Source organism: Arthrobacter sp. AZCC_0090 (assembly GCF_014207375.1).
Classification (GTDB): domain Bacteria; phylum Actinomycetota; class Actinomycetes; order Actinomycetales; family Micrococcaceae; genus Arthrobacter.
On the sequence record NZ_JACHEE010000018.1, the window covers coordinates 21,638 to 38,988 of the forward strand.

Consider the following 17,351-nt stretch of genomic DNA (forward strand, 5'->3'; position numbering starts at 1 on the left):
ATCCCTCAGTCCTGGCTGAAGGCGGCGTCGAAGGAGGTCTGCGACGGCGGGAAGTCGAACTTTTTGAGGGCGGCGAGGGCTTCGGGGGCGCCGTGGAGGCGGTCCATGCCGGCGTCTTCCCATTCGACGGAGATCGGTCCGTTGTAGCCGATGGCGGTGAGGGCGCGGAAGGAGGATTCCCAGGGGACGTCGCCGCGTCCGGCGGAGACGAAGTCCCAGCCCCGGCGCGGGTCGCCCCAGGGCAGGTGGGAGCCCAGGACGGTGTTCCGGCCGGTCGGGCGCAGCTTGGTGTCCTTGCAGTCCACGTGGTAGATCCGGTCCTTGAAGTCCCAGATGAAGGAGACGGGGTCGATGCCTTGCCACATGAAGTGGGAGGGGTCCCAGTTCAGCCCGAACGCTTCCCGGTGCCCGATCGCTTCCAGGGTCCGCACGGTGGTCCAGTAGTCGTAGGCGATCTCCGAGGGGTGGACTTCGTGGGCGAAACGGACCCCGTGTTCGTCGAAGACGTCCAGGATGGGGTTCCAGCGGTCGGCGAAGTCCTGATAGCCGGCCTCGATGACCTTCTCCGGGACGGGCGGGAACATGGCGACGTACTGCCAGATGGAGGAACCGGTGAACCCGACGACGGTATCCACCCCGAGCGCCCGGGCCAGGCGGGCGGTGTGCTTCATTTCCTCGGCGGCGCGTTGGCGCACGCCCTCGGGCTCGCCGTCACCCCAGACCTTGGCGCCGACGATCGCCTGGTGGCGGAAGTCGATGGGATCATCGCACACGGCCTGGCCCTTGAGGTGGTTGGAGATGGCCCAAACCTTGAGGTTGTATTTGTCCAGGATGGCGAGTTTGTTCTCGACGTAGCCGGGTTCGTCCCAGCGCCAGGCGTCCAAGTGGTCGCCGGACACGGCGATTTCCAGGCCGTCGTAGCCCCAGCCGGAGGCGAGCCTGGCGACTTCCTCGAAGGGCAGGTCGGCCCACTGGCCGGTGAACAGGGTGTACGGGCGGGGCATTGGTTCTCCTTGGGAAAGATTTTCGGGGGAGGGTGAAGCCGGCAGGCCGGCGGTTTTCAGTGGGTGGTCAGTGACCGGCGACCTGGATGATGGCGCTCTTGGCGTCGGCGGATTCTTCGATGGCGGCCAGCACCCGCTGGACGGCGAGTCCGTCCTCGAACGACGGGGACGGCGGGATCCCGGCGTCGATGGCGGCCAGGAAGTCGCGGATTTCGTGCGTGAAGGTGTGCTCCCAGCCGATCACGTGGCCCTGCGGCCACCAAGCACCCATGTAGGGGTGTTCGGGTTCGTTGACGAGGATGCGGCGGAAGCCCTGCTCGCGGATCGGAAGGGTGGCGTCGAGGAAGCCGAGTTCGTTGATGGATTCCAGGTCGAAGAGCAGTGAGCCTTTGTCTCCGTAGATTTCCATGGTGAGCGAGTTCTTCCGGCCCGTCGCCATGCGGGAGACTTCCACGGAGGCGATCGCCCCGGAGGCGAGGGTCAGCGTGGCCCAAGCGGCGTCGTCGACCGTTACTTGTTCAGGACCGTCCGCACCGGGGCGGCTGTTCACGAACGTGTGCAGCCGCCCGGAGACCTCGGTGACCGTGTCCCCGAGCAGGAACAGGACCTGATCGATCGCGTGCGAGGCGATGTCGCCCAAGGCGCCGGACCCGGCGGTTTCCTTGTTCAGCCGCCACGTCATGGGCGAGTCGGCGTCCACCAGCCAGTCCTGAAGGTACGAGGCCCGGACGTGCCGGACATTGCCCAGCCTGCCCTCGGCGATCAGCTCCTTGGCCAGCGCTAGCGCCGGTACCCGGCGGTAGTTGAAGCCGATCATGGACTGGATGCCGCGCGCACGGGCGGTGCGCGCGGCTTCCGTCATCGCTTCGGCCTCGGCCAGGGTATTGGCGAGGGGCTTCTCCACGAGCACGTGCTTGCCCGCTTCCAGCGCCGCGATGGCGATTTCCGCGTGCATCCAGCCCGGGGCGCAGATGTCCACGATATGGATGTCATCGCGTTCCAGGACCTGGCGCCAGTCGGTGGCGGACTCTCTCCACCCGTACTTCGCCGCGGCCTGGGCAACCTGTTCCGGGTCCCGGCCCACGAGTACTTTCTGCTCGAAGGCCGGGACATCGAAGAAACTGGCCACGTTCCGCCACGCATTGGAATGGGCTTTGCCCATGAACGCGTAGCCGATCGCGGCAACACCGAGGGTTGTCTTGGCTGCGCTGGTACCCGCACTAGTTCCCTCCGGGAAGGCGCCGTTCTGCGGGTTGGTGGGGGTAGGGATGGAGCTAGTCATGAGTGATTCCTAGAGGGTGGCGGCCATCGGGTCCCAGTCCTCGGGGAGGGCCTGGGATGTCACGGCGGAGCTGTCGACGCCTACAAAGGTGCCGGTTTCGGCGGACTCGGAAATCGAAACCAAGGTATCGACCACATGGTAGGCGAGCGCGCCCTGTGCGCGGTGCGGGACACCGGCGCGGAGGGACCGGGCCATGTCCAGCACGCCCATGCCGCGGCCGTTGGCCGGTCCCGTGGCGGGAATGGTTTCGGCTTCTTCGGCTCCCGGACGCCACAGCTTGAGGTCGCCGTCGAAGTAGTTCGGATCCGGCACTTCGAGCGTGCCCTCGGTACCGGTGATCTCCACGAAGCCCATCCGCAGTCGGGGGGACTCGAAGCTGAAGACGCTGTGCGAGGACTGGCCGCCCTCGAACTGGAGCATGGCACTGACATGCGTGGGGACCTCGACGGCGAATTCCTCGCCGGCCTTGGGCCCGGAACCGACCACCCGGACTTCTTTGGCTTTGGACCCGACGGCGGCGACGCGCCTCACCGAGCCGAAGGCCTGGACCAAGGCGGTGATGTAGTACGGGCCCATGTCGAAGAGCGGACCCGCACCCTGCTGGAAGAGGAACGCCGGATTCGGGTGCCATGACTCCGGCCCCGGGGTCTGGAACATGGTCAGGGCCGTCAACGGGGTGCCGATGTCACCGCGTTCGATGATCCGGCGGGCCGTCTGCAGCCCGGCGCCTAGGAAGGTGTCCGGCGCGCAGCCCAGGCGGATGCCCGCGGCGTCGGCCGTCTTCAGCAGGGTCAGGCCGGATTCGCGGTCCAGGGAGAACGGCTTCTCGGTCCAGACGTGCTTGCCGGCGTTCACGGCAGCCGTGGCCACCTCGACGTGCGCGGCCGGGATGGTCAGGTTCACGATGATCTCGACGTCGGGATGGTTCAGTGCCGCGTCTACGCCGCCCCACTCGGGGATGCCGTATTCCTTGGCCCGCGCTTGGGCGGCTTCCTCGAAGAGGTCGGCGATGACGTGGACTTTCAGGTCAGGGAAGACCGTCAGGTTGTCCAGGTAGGCCTTGCTGATGTTCCCGGCGCCGATGACCGCGACGCCCACGGGCCCCCGGCGGGTGGACGGGGTGTTCTGGTGCGTAGCGGCGCTCATGCGTTCACGTCCTGTGCTGCGTTGTTCTGGAGGAAGGCGAGGCTCTCGGTGATGCCTTCGAAAATGTCTCCGGCGTAGTCGTCGAACTCCACGACGCCCACTTCCAAGGACGTGGCGGCAGCAACGACGTCGAGCACCGGGATGGTGCCCTGGCCCGCAGGCTGCTGGGCTTTCGCGTCCGTGGTGCCGGGGCCGTCCTTGATGTGGATGAACTTCACGCGGTCACCGAGGCGGGCAAGCAGCTCCACGGGGTTCTGGCCACCGACCGATGCCCAGTAGGTGTCGACTTCGAGCACCAGTTCCGGGTCGAGGAGGCCTTCGAAGTACTCCAGGGCGGTCTGGCCCTCGATGATGGACTCCAGCTCCCATTGGTGGTTGTGGTAGCCGACGCGGATGCCGTATGCGGCGCCCTTCTTCGCGGCGGCGTTGAGCTTGGCGGCTGTGGCCTGGATGTCCTCGGCGTTCTGCCAGTGTTCGGCAGGCAGGTACGGGTCGATGACCGTGGAGATGCCAAGTTCCTTCGCGGCAGCGAAGATCTCGTCCTGGTCTTGGCTCAGCAGGGGCGCATGGCCGGACGGGGCGGTCAGCCCGTTCTCCTTGAGTGCGGCGCCGAGCTCCTTGGCTGTGGCGACGAAGTTGTAGGGTTCAACCTGCGTGAAACCGATCGCGGCAACCTTCTTGATGGTGCCCGGCAGGTCTTCCTGCAGGGCATTGCGAAGGGTGTACAGCTGGATGGAGTAAGACATGGTTTTCCTTTGCGTTGTCAGTTGCGTGAAAAAGGTTCGGTTAGCGGCCGGCGAGGGATCCGCCGATGCCGCCGACGCTGAAGTATTTGTTCAAGGTGGCGAAGACGATGATCGGCGGGAGCATCATGACGACGGCGAGTGCCATGACGCCGGACCAGTCGGTGAGGTTTTGCTGGAAGAAGGACTGCACGCCCACGGGGAGGGTGAAGATCTCGTTGGAGCGCAGGAACACGATCGCGACGAGGTAGTCGTTCCAGGCCAGGAGGAACGCGAAGATGGCCGTGGACAAGATGCCGGGCAGGGAATTGCGGAGCACCACTTTGGTGAACGATCCGAACACGGAGCAGCCGTCGATCCATGAGGCCTCCTCGAGGCTGACCGGGATGGAGTCGAAGTATGCCGCCATCATCCAGGTGGCCACGGTCATTGTCGAGCCGACGTAGATGATGATTAGGCCGAGGAGGTTGTCCACGAGCCCCAGGCCTGCGAAGAGGATGAACAGCGGCACCACGGAAGTGATGATCGGCAGGGACTGCATGACGAACAGCAGCAGGGAGTAGCCGGAGACTGCCTTGGAGCGGCCGCGGGAAAGGACGTAGCCGGCGGGTGCAGCGACGGCGACGGAGACGATCACGGTGGACAGCGTAGTGATGAGGCTGTTTGTCAGCCAGGTGCCGGCCAAGGTCTTGGAGAAGACACCCGTGATGTTTTCCAAGGTCAGGCCGGTGGCGGTGCTGTTTGGGCCCGGGGTGAGGGCCAGGACCACGGTGACCATGATCGGGACGAGGACGATCGCGGTGATGGCCAGGATCAGGACAAAGCGCCACCAGCGTCCTTGCATGCCCGCTTCGGAGAGGACTCGGCGGGATTTTTCAGGACCTGCAACGCCGAGGGCGGGTCCTGATTCCGGATGTGCGTGGAGTACTGCGCTCATTATTCGACGCTCGACTTTCGGATCTGGCGGTACAGGAAGACCGACACGAGGACGAGGGTGAGGGTCATGAGGAAGGCGATGGCGACGCCGGTTCCGGTCTGGAAGTCCTGGAAGACGCTGCGGTAGGCCAGCACCACGAGGGAGGTGGTGGCGTCCACGGGGCCGCCGCCGGTGAGGAGGTAGATGGTGGGGAAGTCGTTCACGCAGAAGATCGTCATCAGGATCCAGCTGATGTAGGTGGAACGGGCGATCATCGGCAGGGTGATCTGGGTGAACTGCTGCCATTTGCTGGCACCGTCCATGCTGGCGGCTTCGTAGACGGTGGTGTCTACGGAGGCCAGTGCGGCGGAGATCATCATCATCATGAAGGGGAAGCTGACCCAGACCTTGAAGACCATTACCATGACGGCGGCGAGGTGCGGGTCCGCCAGGAACAGGGGCGTGCCTAGTCCCAGGTTGCGGAAGATGGAGGGGATGAGGCTGTCCGGGGTGGCCACGAGCCAGTTCCAGGCGGTGGAGGACACCACGATCGGCACCACCCAGGGCAGCAGGAGGAGGACCTTGAAGGTTCCCCCGGCCGGGATCTTGGTGCGCAGGAGCAGGGCCAGGCCCAGGCCGACCAGCCAGGAGCCGAAGACACCGACGATGGTGAACCACAAGGTGAACTGGGCGGCTTTCCAGAAGGCGGGCGAGGACAGGACGGTGGCAAAGTTGTCGACGCCGACGAAGTTGCCGGTATCGATCAGGGAGCCGTCGTGGGTTGCCTGGACGCCGGCGTAGATCAGCGGGTAGCCGTTGATCAGGATGAGCAGGACGATGGAGGGCAGGAGGAGCCAGAAAAAGGTCCGGCGGGTCTGGCTCGACAGTTTGCTCTTGCGGTTCACGTTGCCGGGGTGGTCCAGGGACCCGCCCCCGGGCCCGCCAGGGGCAAGCCCCCGGCGGGCCCGGGCCAGGCCGGACTGTGCTGTGGTGGATGACATGGTGACGGCTTTACTTCTTGAGGACTGACTGGAGACCGGTCTGGAAGGCCGTGAGTGCCGACTTCGCGTCGGTCTTGCCCGTGAGGATGGTCTGGGTGAACTGGTTCAGTGCCTGGCCGCCATCGAGGACTGCGAGGTTCGCGTTGAGGGAGGATCCCTGCGCGGCGAAGGTCTTCGCGATCGGCTGGTATTCCTTGACGATCTTGACGTTGTTGGGATCGCTGGCAAACTCGGGAAGTTCGGTGATGGACTTGAAGACCGGCAGCGCGTTCATGAGCTTCTGCTGCCACAGCTGCTTGAGCTGGCCGAGGTAGTACACGAGGAACGCCTCGGAGGCCTCCTGGGAGGGGGTGTTCTTGTACATCATGATGTTGTTGGGGAACACCAGTGCGGCCTTGTCACCGTGCGGACCTGCCAATGGGCTTGCCACCAGGAGGTCTCCGGAGGTGTCACCAACGCGCTGCGGCAAACCCAGCACATACATGCCGAAAGCGGCCTTCTTGTTCTTCCACTGCGCGTCGAGGTTGTCCGTGGTGTAGCTGACCGCAGCGGGGTCGATGACACCGTTGGAGACCAGTTCGAGCAAGAACTCGATGGCTTCGACGTTGCGGTCGTTCATGACGTCCAGCTGGCCATCCTTCGTGAAGACCCCACCACCGTTGTTGATCATCATCATGATCATCAAGTGATTGCCGATGTTGTTGCCCGCGCCGGAGCCCGTCGCGAAGCCAACGGCACCGATGCTCTTGAGCTTCTTACCGGCCTCGAGCAGGCTGGGCCAGTCGGTCGGAACGCCAACGCCAGCCTGGTCGAACAGGGACTTGCGGTACCACAGCGGACGCATGTCCAGCTGCCAGGGAACAGCGACGTAGCCTTTGTCCGACTTGAAGGGTTCCAGCACGCCGGGAAGGAAGTCGTCGAACTGCCCGTTCTTCTTCAGCGCGTCGATGACCTTGTCCGCATGGGCGATCTGGCCCTGCTGCTCGAACTGGAACGCCTGGAAGCCACCGCCGGTGGACACCGCGGGGCCGGTCTTGGAGGCGATGGCCGAGGAGAAGGTCTGGTAGAAGTTATTCCACTGGATGGTCTGGTAGCTGGCCTTGCTGTTGGCCCCCGAGAAGCCCTCAGTGATCTTCTTCGCGTCATCGTTATAGGCCGGGGTGCCCCACGGCATGTCCCAGAATTTGATGCCGCCGGCGGAGCTTGAGCTGGAGCCGCCGCCGCAGGCCGCGAGCAACGGGACTGCCGCTGCCGCTGCCGTGAGGCCGAGGAAGCCTCGGCGGGAGAAATTGTGGCTGGCTTCGGACTTAACATTCATGATGATTCCTTTCGGGACCGCTGCGTGGTCTTCGCGTTTGTGCGGTCCGGCTCGTCGTCGAGAAGGCGAATGATTGCTGTGGTGCTGCGTTATTGCGGGTCGGTTGCCGAGGAGAAATGCGGGTTCAGTAGAGGTGCGCGATCGATTCCGTCAGCCGTGCAAAGGCGGTCAGATCGGAGGGGAGAGTTCCGGCGTCGAGGTGTTCCTTGAGCCGGCGCCACGTGGCACGGTGGGCGGATTCGTAAAGCGTGGGCAGGAGGATTTCCCCTTGGGGTCCGGTCGCGCGGACTTCCGCCGGCCAGGCAGCAAGCGGTTCGGGGACCGCTATGCTGACACCGCCGTCGTCGGTGTAGAGCCGGAAGTCGACGCCGGCGGGCCGGGAATTGCTCAGGACGCCCTGGAGCGAAACCGGAGCACCATTGGCGAGCCGACCGGAAACCGTGTAACCGTGCGTGCCGCGGCGCAGGACCTGAAGCGCGTCCAGTTGACCGGTGACACGTACGACGGCGGCCAGGTGCTCGGTGAGCAGCCGTTCCGGATCCGAGCCTGCCGCGGCCGTCGCGACCGAGTCCAGCATGGCGGCGCGGCCGGCCACCGAACGGACGGGGTCTTCTGCTCCAGCGAGACCGGGGTTCGATGCCCAGCGCTGGTCCAGGATAATCGCGACGCCGGACGCTTCAGCGGCGTCGAGCAGGGCGGCGGTGCTTTCCGGGACAGGGTTGACGACGACGATGCCCGATGCCCCGCCGTCGATCGCTTTGATGGCCTCGGTGGTCCAGCCCGCGGCACCGTCGATAGCGGAAATTTGTGCGGCGTCACCGGCCGTCGCGGAGGCTTCGCTGGCGGGACCGAAGCTCACCGGCAGCGAGGCGACGGCGAGTTCCACAGCGCCGTTCTCTTCGGCCTGTGGGGTGGCTGTGACCGTGTATTGGGCGCTCATGAGTGGGCTCCTGCATGGCTGTTGGCGTATTCGGCCGCGGCGACATCCACCGTGGCGTCTGCGATGGCGATCGCGAACGTGAGGTCGTTGATCAGGCTTTCCGCGGCTGGTGGTTGCTTGGTTCCGAGGGCCAATTGGGCGAGTTCCCGCCACTCACCCTCATAGCCGTTGTGCTCGTACGGCCCGTAGGTGGTGCTCGTGGTGCCGCGGGTGATGGTTGCGACGGCGGATCCCGCCTGCACGTATGAGGGAGTGAAGTCCACGCGGAGGGCTGAGTCGTCCGAGATCGCTTCGAAAGTCCATTCGGGCTTCCAGGTCTTGTTCATGGCTGCGCGCAGTTCAATAATCCGCTCGCCTGCACGCAAAGAGATCACGTAGCCGAAGGGGCGGACATGGCGCGCCTGCAGCACTTCGAGGTCTTCGAAATCCGGGGTGAAGCGGCGCACGAGCGGAAGGTCGTGGATGGCGAGCCCCATGATTCCGCCTCGGAGGGCGTTCTTGACGACTTCGACGTCGCGGTAGTCCGGGGTGCCGCTGGCTGGCCGGGTGATGATTTCGGTGGCGAAGTCTTCGAAGCGGGCATTGGGAGGGAGAACGATGGAGGAACGGATGGTGTGGGCGGTTTCGGGGAGATCGCCCCAGTTGGCCTCGGCTGCGAGCCAGCCGGGATCGAAGGTGTGCATGGCGCCCACGATGATCGGTACGCCGGTCTCGGCCGAAACTGCGGAAATCCGTGCCGCTTCCTCGCCGCTCATCGCGAAGGGCTTTTCGCAGAGGACGGCTTTCTTTCGGGCGCGGCATGCTGCGATGACCTGGTCTGCGTGGAACTGGTGGGGGCTGCAGATGGCTACGATGTCGACGTCGGGATCGCCCAGGAGCGCGTCCATGCTGGTGCTGTGTTTGGCGCCGACGCGGGCTGCGACCGATTCGGCGACCGCGGCGTCGACGTCCATGATGTGGCGGACTTCCAGGATGTTCCGGAGCCGGGCCAGGGAGGGCAAATGGATTGCTTGGGTGACGGGGCCGGCGCCAAGGATGCCGACGCCAAGGGGCTGTAGTGATCCTAACGGTGTTGCCGGTGAGTGGCTGGACAAGATCAGTTACCTCTTCGTCAACGGAGTCTCTGAGTGTCAGCGTGGCTTTGTGGGCTACGTGACCCTTCTCACAAACAACCTATGCGGACTTTTGCCGATGAGCAAGCAAAAGTTGAAAATCAATCGACAATCTTTTGTTGCGTGACACCCATAAGCAATCGTGCTATCACTGATGCATGACCTCAGCACCCGTCAAAGACCCCGGTAAAGACGGCTCCGTACCGGACGCCGGGAGCCTTTCGCGTGCAGGAGATCTATTCCAGCTTCTTCGCGACGGCCAGGCACGGACCCGGGCCGAACTCGCCATCACCACGGGACTGGCACGTTCCACCGTCGCCTCGCGCATCGACGCCCTCATGAACTCCGGTCTCGTGGGCCCTGCCGGCGAGGCGAGCTCCAGTGGCGGCAGGCCGCCGTCGCGCTTTGCCTTCAACCCGGCTGCCCGCGTTGTCCTGGCGGTCGACGTCGGCGCGACGCACGTGATCGTCGCCGTCACCGACCTCGGGGGAGCCGTCCTGGCCGAGCGCCGCCTGGCACAGGAAGTCGCCGACGGTCCCGATGTGGTGCTCGGCAGGCTGGTGAAGGAAGGCCGTGAGCTCCTCGCTGACGCCGGCCGTGGTCTCGAGGACCTGGCGGGGATCGGCATCGGACTGCCTGGCCCTGTGGAACATGACACCGGCCGGCCGATCAAGCCGCCGATCATGCCCGGCTGGGACGGGTTCGACGTGGTCCGTTACATGCAGCGCTCGCTCCCGGTTCCGGTCCTGGTGGACAACGACGTCAACATCATGGCCTTGGGCGAACGCACGGCGTATTGGCCAGACCACGACAACTTGCTCTTCATCAAAATTGCCACGGGCATCGGCGCGGGCATCATCAGCAGCGGCCACCTGCAGCGCGGCGCCAACGGCACTGCCGGAGACCTCGGCCACGTCAGGGTTCCCCGGGGAGACGACGTCCTCTGCCGCTGCGGGAACTACGGCTGCCTCGAAGCACTCGCGTCCGGGCCCGCCGTCGCGCGCCAACTGCAAACCCTAGGCTTAGAGGCCACCAATGGGGGCGACGTGCTGCGGCTCGTGGCCGACGGAAACCTCCAGGCCATTCAGGCGCTCCGGCAAGCAGGACGCGACGTCGGCGACGTCCTGGCAACAGTGGTGAACTTGCTCAACCCCTCGATGATCGTCATCGGCGGCAGCGTGGGGGAGGCCGGCGAGCACCTCGTTGCCGGCATCCGTGAAGTGGTCTATCGGCGCTCCCTGCCGCTGGCCACCTCGCACCTACGCATCGGCATTTCGATGGCAGGGGACCAGGCCGCGATCCTCGGCGCGAGCCAGATGGTCACGCAGCACGTTTTGTCCCCGGCAGTGATTGAAGCCACGCTCCAAGCAACGGGCTAATGCGCGTCTTATGGCGTTCCGCCCCGGCACGCCGTGATAGCAATGAAAGGGATGGCTACTTTCACCCGCCCAGTCCTATGAAGACCCCGTTCTTTGGGCGGATTCCCCGCAGCTGGATCGTGCTTGCCTGCGTTGCCTTGATCTCCTTGAGCATGCGGGCGCCAATCGTTGCCGTGGCTCCGGTGCTGGACACCATGCAAGCTGAACTCGGGTTCCCGCCGGTGGTGCTGGGCTTGCTCACGAGCATTCCCGTGCTCTGCTTCTCGCTGGCCTCGCCATTGGCGGCCCTGGCCGGGCGAAAATTCGGCGCCGAGTTTGCCATCACGCTGACCCTGCTGGGAGTGATCGCCGGAGTGGCCGTGCGCTCCGTGGGAACACCGGCCCTCGTGCTGCTCGGCACCGTGGTGATTGGTCTGGCAATCACCGTGGGCAATATCTGCGTGCCGCTCATCATCCGCCGCGATGTGTCACCCGGGCGCCAAGGCACGGCGATGGGCCTCTACTCAGCCTTCCTGAATGTTGGCGCCTTCCTGACGTCCGTGGTCACTGCTCCGCTTGCCGAACTCCTCGGCTGGCGGCTTGCCCTGGCCTCCGTGGGAATCCTGACGATTGCGGCCATGGTGACGTGGGCATTTGCCTTCGGCACCCGCCGCGTCTTCTTCCCTTCCCGCCCCGAAGTGCCCATTTCGGCGTTGGTGGCCGGCCAGCGCGGGGCCTCCTGGATCACGACTGGACTGACCATCGGCTTCGCGGGACAGGCGTTCTCCTATTACGGCGTAACCACCTGGCTGCCGAGTTTCCTCAACGACACCCTGCGCATGTCCGCCACAGAGGCCGGCGCCGGCTCTTCCATCTTCCAGATCCTCGCGATCGTCGGAGCCCTCGGAGTGCCGATCCTCTCCAAATACTGGAGCCCGACGGCGGTCACCGTCACCTTGGGCCTGTTCTGGGCGACCGTCCCCGCAGGCCTGCTGCTTGCTCCATCACTCTGGTGGCTGTGGTCCGTCCTTGCCGGTATCGCGCAGGGCGGCGGCTTCACCGTGATCTTCAGCGCCATCATCAGGGTGGCCACGGACATGGGGATGGCTGCCCGGATGTCCGCCGTCGTGCAAGGGGTCGGATACTGTGTGGCGGCCCTCGCGCCGAGCGTCGTCGGCTTCGTCCACGGCAGCACCCATTCCTGGACGCCGCCGCTGCTCCTGCTCCTGGGTTCGGTCCTGGCATTCATGGTCTGCACCACGCTGGCCGTGCGGAAGGTGCGCTAACCCCCGCGAACCCAGCGCGAGGTGAGTCCCGCCGTCGTTCGCTCGTTAACCCCGCGCGAACTGGCTGCAGATGACGTTTCCCAGCGTTTTTGGGGTCATCTGCTGCCAGTTCGCGCGAGGGTTGGCTTCTACAGTCCGGCCAATGTGGCAGGGGACAAGGCTGCGCTCAGCTGGCGTTCGTCGAGGATGCCACGCTCGCGAACCAACTCGGTGATCGGCCGCCCCGTGGCGAGTGCCTCCTTGGCCAGGCCAGCCGCCGTGGCATAGCCGAGCAACGGGGTGAGGCCGGTGACCACACTGAGCGATTCGGCCATCCTGCGCAGGAGCAACGGTTCGTTGGCTTCGATGCCCGTTACGCAGCGTTCGCGCAGCAGCCGGCAAGCCGCGGTCATCCATTGGAGGGACTCCAGCAGGGCATCGGCCATGACGGGTTCGAAGGCGTTCAGCTGAAGTTGCCCGGCCTCCGCAGCCATGGTGATGGTCGAATCGGCGCCCACTACCCGGTAGGCCACCTGGTTGACCATTTCGGGGATCACCGGGTTCACTTTGCCCGGCATGATCGAGGAACCTGCCTGCACGGCCGGCAGCGTGATTTCTCCGAACCCGGCTTGCGGTCCCGAAGAGAGCAGCCGAAGGTCGTTGCAGATCTTGGAGAGCTTGACCGCCGCGCGCTTGAGCACCCCCGAGGCCAAGAGGAAGACTCCGGCGTCCGAGGTTGCCTCCACGAGGTTGCCGGCACTCACTATTGCCAGCCCGGTGATGTCCCCCAGCTCCCGTACGACGGCGGGCCGGTAGCCGGGAGGGGCAGTGATGCCTGTCCCGATGGCCGTCGCCCCGAGATTCACCTCCAGCAAGTGCGGGAGCAGTTCACACAGGCGAAGGCGGTCCTCTGCCAACGTGTCGGCAAAGGCGCCGAACTCCTGGCCGAGCGTCATCGGCACAGCGTCCTGCAGTTGCGTGCGCCCCACCTTGATGATGTCCGCGAAAGCGTCGGAGCGCTCGCGGAACGCGTCCGTCAACAGTGCGTGCTCAGCACAGAGCTCCTCCACTGCCCGGTGCACGGCAAGCTTCACCGCCGTCGGGTAGATGTCGTTGGTGCTTTGGCTCCGGTTGACGTGGTCGATCGGGTCCACGGCCGAATAGTCTCCAAGTGCGTGGCCGAGGAGTTCGAGCGCGCGGTTCGCGATCACCTCATTGGCGTTCATGTTGGTGCTGGTACCTGCGCCGCCCTGGATGCGATCCACGACGAACGAGTCGTCAAAGCGCCCGTCCATCACCTCACTGCAGGCCTCTTGGATGGCAGCCGATCGGCGTCCGTCCAAGAGGCCCAAGGACTCGTTGGCGCGGGCCGACGCGAGCTTGACGGCCCCGAAGGCCCACACGATGTTGCGGAATGAACCGACGTTGCGTCCGCTCACCGGGAAGTTCTCCAAAGCCCGCAGAGTGGAGATGCCCCAATACGCTGTGGCGGGCACGTCGCGGCTGCCGAGGCTGTCCTGTTCCGTGCGGGTTGCACTCGCAGGGGCTTTGGGCACGGCGGTCACCTGTCTCCCTCGTTGGGCGTCTCGGAAGGTTCGACGCTTCCGGAAGATCCCACGCTTCCGGAAGGTCCCACATAGTCCAGCGCCGTCAACGCAAGGGCGGCGGCGCCGTCGTGGATGGCTCGGTTGGCGGCGTCCCCGACGCAGTGCGCGGCGAACTCGGGCTGGTGGTTGGCCGCCGGGAAACACCCAAGCCCGATGTAGGGATGGATTGCCGGGACAAGCTGGGACACATTGCCCATGTCCGTGGAGGCCCGGTTCATGGTGGCCTGCTCCGGCGGGGCGTCGAAGTGCCGGCCCAGGGATTCGGCGTGCCGGATGTACAGCTGCAGCGCCCGGTGCTCTGTGCGGAACTCCGAGTATGGTTCTGACTCCGGGACGATCTCCAGTTCGCAACCGCTCGCCAGCGCTCCGGCCTCGAAACAACGCCGCACCCGCTCTTCGAGCACTTCCAGTTCCGCCAGCGACTCGGCGCGCACATACCAGCGCCCTTCGGTGCGTTCCGGGATGGCGTTGGGCGCTTCGCCGCCCCGGGTCTGGATCCCGTGTACCCGCGTGCCTGGCCGCAGTTGTTGGCGCAGCATCCCGAGGGCAACCTGGGCAACGACAAAGGCATCGTTGGCGTTGACGCCCTGGTCCGGGTAGGCGGCGGCGTGGGCGGACTTTCCCCGGTAGGACACGTGGTGGTGCGCGACGGCGAACGGCTTGGCCTCAGCCGCGTCGACCGGGCTGGGATGGGCCATCATGGCCAGATCCAGGCCGGCGAAGGCACCGCGCTTGAGCAACTCGATCTTGCCGCCGCCACCCTCCTCTGCCGGGGTGCCGTACAGCTCCACCGTGAGGTCATGCTCGACGGCGAACGCGGACAATGCGATCGCCGCTCCCACCGAGATGGCCGAGATGATGTTGTGCCCGCAGGCATGCCCGAGCCCGGGTAGCGCATCGTATTCAGCCATGAGACCGATGCGCCGGCCGCCGTCGCCGAAAACGGCTCGCAGGGCCGTGGGGAAACCGAGGTAGCCCCGTTCCACCGCGAAGCCGTGTTGTTCAAGGAGCTCGGCCGTCCATTCGCTGGCCCGGTGCTCCTGCCAGCCGAGTTCCGGGTTCGCGTGGAGGCGTTCTGAGTAGTCGATCAGCGTGGGCAGCTGGGCCGCGACGTTGCCCAGGATGCGTTCCCGGACTCCCTGGGCCCGGGCCGTCGTGGTGGCTTCAGCGGTCATCGCCGGCGACCCCGTAGCCCACCGAAGCTGCCGGGTCGAGGCCCCGGACGACGTAGTCCTGTCGCTGCGGGAGCCACACGTCCAGGAGCCGGCCAAGCTCGGCCACGGGGTCCTCGTGCCAGTCCACGCGCAAGTCCGTGTCCCGCCAACCGTGGCCGGATACCACACTGATCCCGGCGGAGCAGACCGGTCCGGCTTCGCCGCCGGCGGCCAGCCCGGCACGCAGGGCGGCCAGCAAACGGGACTCGAGTTCGCCGTCGGCCGCTTCGAACGCCTCGCACATCGCTTGCGGCACACCGGGACCGGAGAGCATGTTCCCTGCCGCAACGCTGTGGGGGCCGCGGCCTTCGCCGAAGGTGCCCAAGGTGTGTACTCCGCTGAACACGGCGGTACCGCCGCTGCTGTCGAGCACCACCAACTGGCGGTAGTCGATGCCGGGAGAGTCACGCACGACGGCGGTCAGCGCCTCTTCGGCGCTGGCTCCGGCTGAGAGGGCGTCGAGCAGGGCCGTGCCAAGCCGAGGGTCGGTGATGTTTTGCGAGCTGACGGCCCCCACGCCGTCGCGCAGGTGTGCGCAACGGGCGGCGACCGCGGGAGATGAGGACGTGACGGCGATCCCGAAGCGACCAGCCGCGTCGGTGGCGGCGATGCTGAAGGTCATGCTGGCTCCCCGGTGGTTGTCGCTGGGGAAAGCACCGCGGTGGCATCGATTTCCACGAGCCACTCCGGGCGTGCCAAGGCGCTGACCACGAGGCCGGTGGAAACGGGGAAGACGCCCTTGAGCCAGCGTCCCATGGTGCGGTAAACCGTCTCGCGATAGCGGGGATCCACCAAGTACACGGTGACCTTCACGATGTCTTCGAGAGTGCCGCCGGCCTCCTCAAGCAGCATTTTGATGTTGGCCATGGCCTTGTCTGCCTGGGCTTCGACGTCGCCGATGCCCACCGACTCGCGAGTGTCCAGGTCCTGGCCGATCTGGCCGCGAAGGTAGACCACACCGTTGGCGACGACGGCCTGGCAGAGATCGTTGTCCAGGTTCTGCTCCGGGTAGGTGTCCTTGGTGTTGAACGTGCGGATGCGGGTGTGTGTCGACATCAAAGCGCTCCGATCGCCACAAGCGCGGCTTGTTCGTTGTGGGCAAGATAACCCCGCTGGATCGCGATCTGGTCAGCGATGTATTTTGCGTCGTGCCATACCCCCCAGATGAAACTGGATCCGCGGCGTGACTGCCATGGCAGTCCCAGGAAGTAGACGCCGGGTTCGGAAGATACTCCGCGCTGCTGCCGCGGTTTGCCGTTCTCGTCGAACGCGTCCACTTGCAACCAGCTGTAGTCCACGGCGAAGCCGGTCGCCCAGACGATCGAGGCGACTCCGGCGTTGGCGAGGTCGAGTTCGAGGATGGGGTCGGTGACACTCTCCGGGTCCGGCAGCCGGGTGCGGGCATCGGGCTCCTCGGGGAGATCGAGGCCGTTTCGCTCGACGTACGCGTCAGCTTCGTCGAGTAGCTCCAAATAGTGGGCGTCGCCGTCGGAGATGTTGGTGCGGAGATCCTCGGCAAAGCGCATGGTGCCGTTGTCGAACGCAACGGTCCGGCCGACCAGCGTGATGCCGTTCGCGGCGAGGGCGCGGAAATCGACCGTGTGGCCGCCGTCTGCGCCGCTCACGGCGATCGTTACATGTTCCGCGCCCAGAGCGGGGGTGGAAGCGTCCCACTTGCCGAGCACTCCCAGCCACCAGCAGAAGTCCCGTCCGCGATAACTCCGCGGGGGACGGTCGTGCGGCCCTACGGAGAGGTACACCTGCCGACCCGACTGCTGGATTTCGGCGGCAATCTGCGCGCCCGAGGATCCAGCCCCGACAACCAGAACAGCGCCCTCCGGCAGTTGTCCCGGGTTGCGGTAGGAACTGGAGTGGATTTGCATGAGGTCGGCGGCGTCGGGAACGACGGCGGGGATCACCGGGTGCTGGAACGGCCCCGTCGCTGCCACGACGTAGCGAGCGTCGAAGTTTCCGTCCGATGTCTCCACGAGGAAACCAGCTGCACCGACGTTCCTGTGCACGGACGTCACCTCGACACCGCAGCGGATCGGCGCACCGATTTTCTCCGCATAGGCGACGAAGTAATCTGCGACCTGTTCCTTCGACGCGAAAGCGCCGGGCTCGAGGTCGCTGAACTCCAGGCCCGGAAAACGGTCGTGCCACGCCGGGCCGTTCGCAACCAGGGAGTCCCACCGCTCTGAGCGCCACCGTTCGGCGATGCGGTGGCGCTCCAGAACCAGATGCGATATGCCGTGTTCGCTCAGATGTTCGCTCATCGCAACCCCGGCCTGGCCTGCGCCGACGACGAGGACTTCAACCTCTTGGCTTGACATGTCAATCTCCTATTTTTCGAGCATGTTGACGAATGATCCAATTCTCAGGTGACGAACCTGCATCTGCATAGCGAATAAATCTGCTCAATGGCATCTGAATTGCAGATGATCC

16 protein-coding genes are annotated in these 17,351 nt (G+C 65.4%); 2 read left to right on the forward strand and 14 right to left on the reverse strand.

All coding sequences use genetic code 11. The annotated features are described in order from the left end of the window. Window positions 1–5: 5 nt before the first annotated feature. The 9 genes from HNP00_RS21325 to HNP00_RS21365 form a co-directional block, all read right to left on the reverse strand. The gene (locus HNP00_RS21325) at window positions 6–1,004 is read right to left on the reverse strand and encodes a sugar phosphate isomerase/epimerase (RefSeq protein WP_184741714.1); all 999 of its coding nucleotides are present in this window, start codon (window positions 1,002–1,004) and stop codon (window positions 6–8) included. Window positions 1,005–1,071: 67 nt separating this feature from the next. Continuing rightward, the gene (locus HNP00_RS21330; protein ID WP_184741715.1) at window positions 1,072–2,286 is read right to left on the reverse strand and encodes a Gfo/Idh/MocA family protein; all 1,215 of its coding nucleotides are present in this window, start codon (window positions 2,284–2,286) and stop codon (window positions 1,072–1,074) included. A 9-nt stretch (window positions 2,287–2,295) separates the two neighbouring features. Further along, entirely contained in the window at window positions 2,296–3,432 is a 1,137-nt protein-coding gene (locus HNP00_RS21335; RefSeq protein WP_184741716.1) for a Gfo/Idh/MocA family protein, read from the reverse strand. Continuing rightward, the gene (locus HNP00_RS21340) at window positions 3,429–4,178 is read right to left on the reverse strand and encodes a sugar phosphate isomerase/epimerase (protein ID WP_184741717.1); all 750 of its coding nucleotides are present in this window, start codon (window positions 4,176–4,178) and stop codon (window positions 3,429–3,431) included. The genes HNP00_RS21335 and HNP00_RS21340 overlap by 4 nt, the downstream gene beginning before the upstream one ends. 40 nt (window positions 4,179–4,218) lie before the next feature. Continuing rightward, entirely contained in the window at window positions 4,219–5,112 is an 894-nt protein-coding gene (locus tag HNP00_RS21345) for a carbohydrate ABC transporter permease (RefSeq protein WP_184741718.1), read from the reverse strand. Beyond that, complete coding sequence (locus HNP00_RS21350; protein WP_184741719.1) at window positions 5,112–6,092, reverse strand: carbohydrate ABC transporter permease; 981 nt, start codon at window positions 6,090–6,092, stop codon at window positions 5,112–5,114. Before HNP00_RS21350 ends, HNP00_RS21345 begins: the two co-directional genes overlap by 1 nt. Window positions 6,093–6,102: 10 nt before the next feature. Further along, the gene (locus HNP00_RS21355; protein ID WP_184741720.1) at window positions 6,103–7,410 is read right to left on the reverse strand and encodes an ABC transporter substrate-binding protein; all 1,308 of its coding nucleotides are present in this window, start codon (window positions 7,408–7,410) and stop codon (window positions 6,103–6,105) included. A gap of 124 nt (window positions 7,411–7,534) precedes the next feature. Continuing rightward, complete coding sequence (locus HNP00_RS21360; RefSeq protein ID WP_184741721.1) at window positions 7,535–8,350, reverse strand: hypothetical protein; 816 nt, start codon at window positions 8,348–8,350, stop codon at window positions 7,535–7,537. Next, window positions 8,347–9,444: a Gfo/Idh/MocA family protein gene (locus HNP00_RS21365; protein ID WP_184741722.1), complete on the reverse strand. Its 1,098-nt coding sequence runs from the start codon at window positions 9,442–9,444 to the stop codon at window positions 8,347–8,349. The genes HNP00_RS21360 and HNP00_RS21365 overlap by 4 nt, the downstream gene beginning before the upstream one ends. A 176-nt stretch (window positions 9,445–9,620) precedes the next feature. Between HNP00_RS21365 and HNP00_RS21370 the strand changes: the two genes are divergently transcribed. Continuing rightward, window positions 9,621–10,841 carry an ROK family transcriptional regulator gene (locus HNP00_RS21370; protein WP_184741723.1) on the forward strand — a complete coding sequence of 407 codons (1,221 nt, stop codon included), beginning with the start codon at window positions 9,621–9,623 and terminating at the stop codon, window positions 10,839–10,841. Between the two features lie 77 nt (window positions 10,842–10,918). After that, window positions 10,919–12,106: a CynX/NimT family MFS transporter gene (locus HNP00_RS21375; RefSeq protein WP_184741724.1), complete on the forward strand. Its 1,188-nt coding sequence runs from the start codon at window positions 10,919–10,921 to the stop codon at window positions 12,104–12,106. Window positions 12,107–12,234: 128 nt separating this feature from the next. Here HNP00_RS21375 and HNP00_RS21380 read toward each other — a convergent pair whose 3' ends face one another. The 5 genes from HNP00_RS21380 to HNP00_RS21400 are packed head-to-tail and all read right to left on the reverse strand — an operon-like array spanning window position 12,235 to window position 17,239. After that, entirely contained in the window at window positions 12,235–13,650 is a 1,416-nt protein-coding gene (locus tag HNP00_RS21380) for an aspartate ammonia-lyase (RefSeq protein WP_184741725.1), read from the reverse strand. Further along, entirely contained in the window at window positions 13,647–14,867 is a 1,221-nt protein-coding gene (locus HNP00_RS21385) for a M20 family metallopeptidase (protein WP_184741726.1), read from the reverse strand. Before HNP00_RS21385 ends, HNP00_RS21380 begins: the two co-directional genes overlap by 4 nt. After that, complete coding sequence (locus tag HNP00_RS21390) at window positions 14,857–15,528, reverse strand: DUF1028 domain-containing protein (RefSeq protein ID WP_184741727.1); 672 nt, start codon at window positions 15,526–15,528, stop codon at window positions 14,857–14,859. The genes HNP00_RS21385 and HNP00_RS21390 overlap by 11 nt, the downstream gene beginning before the upstream one ends. Further along, window positions 15,525–15,962, reverse strand: coding sequence for a RidA family protein (locus tag HNP00_RS21395; protein ID WP_184741728.1), 438 nt, complete (start codon window positions 15,960–15,962; stop codon window positions 15,525–15,527). The genes HNP00_RS21390 and HNP00_RS21395 overlap by 4 nt, the downstream gene beginning before the upstream one ends. Then, complete coding sequence (locus HNP00_RS21400; RefSeq protein WP_184741729.1) at window positions 15,962–17,239, reverse strand: NAD(P)/FAD-dependent oxidoreductase; 1,278 nt, start codon at window positions 17,237–17,239, stop codon at window positions 15,962–15,964. Before HNP00_RS21400 ends, HNP00_RS21395 begins: the two co-directional genes overlap by 1 nt. Between the last annotated feature and the right edge of the window lie 112 nt (window positions 17,240–17,351).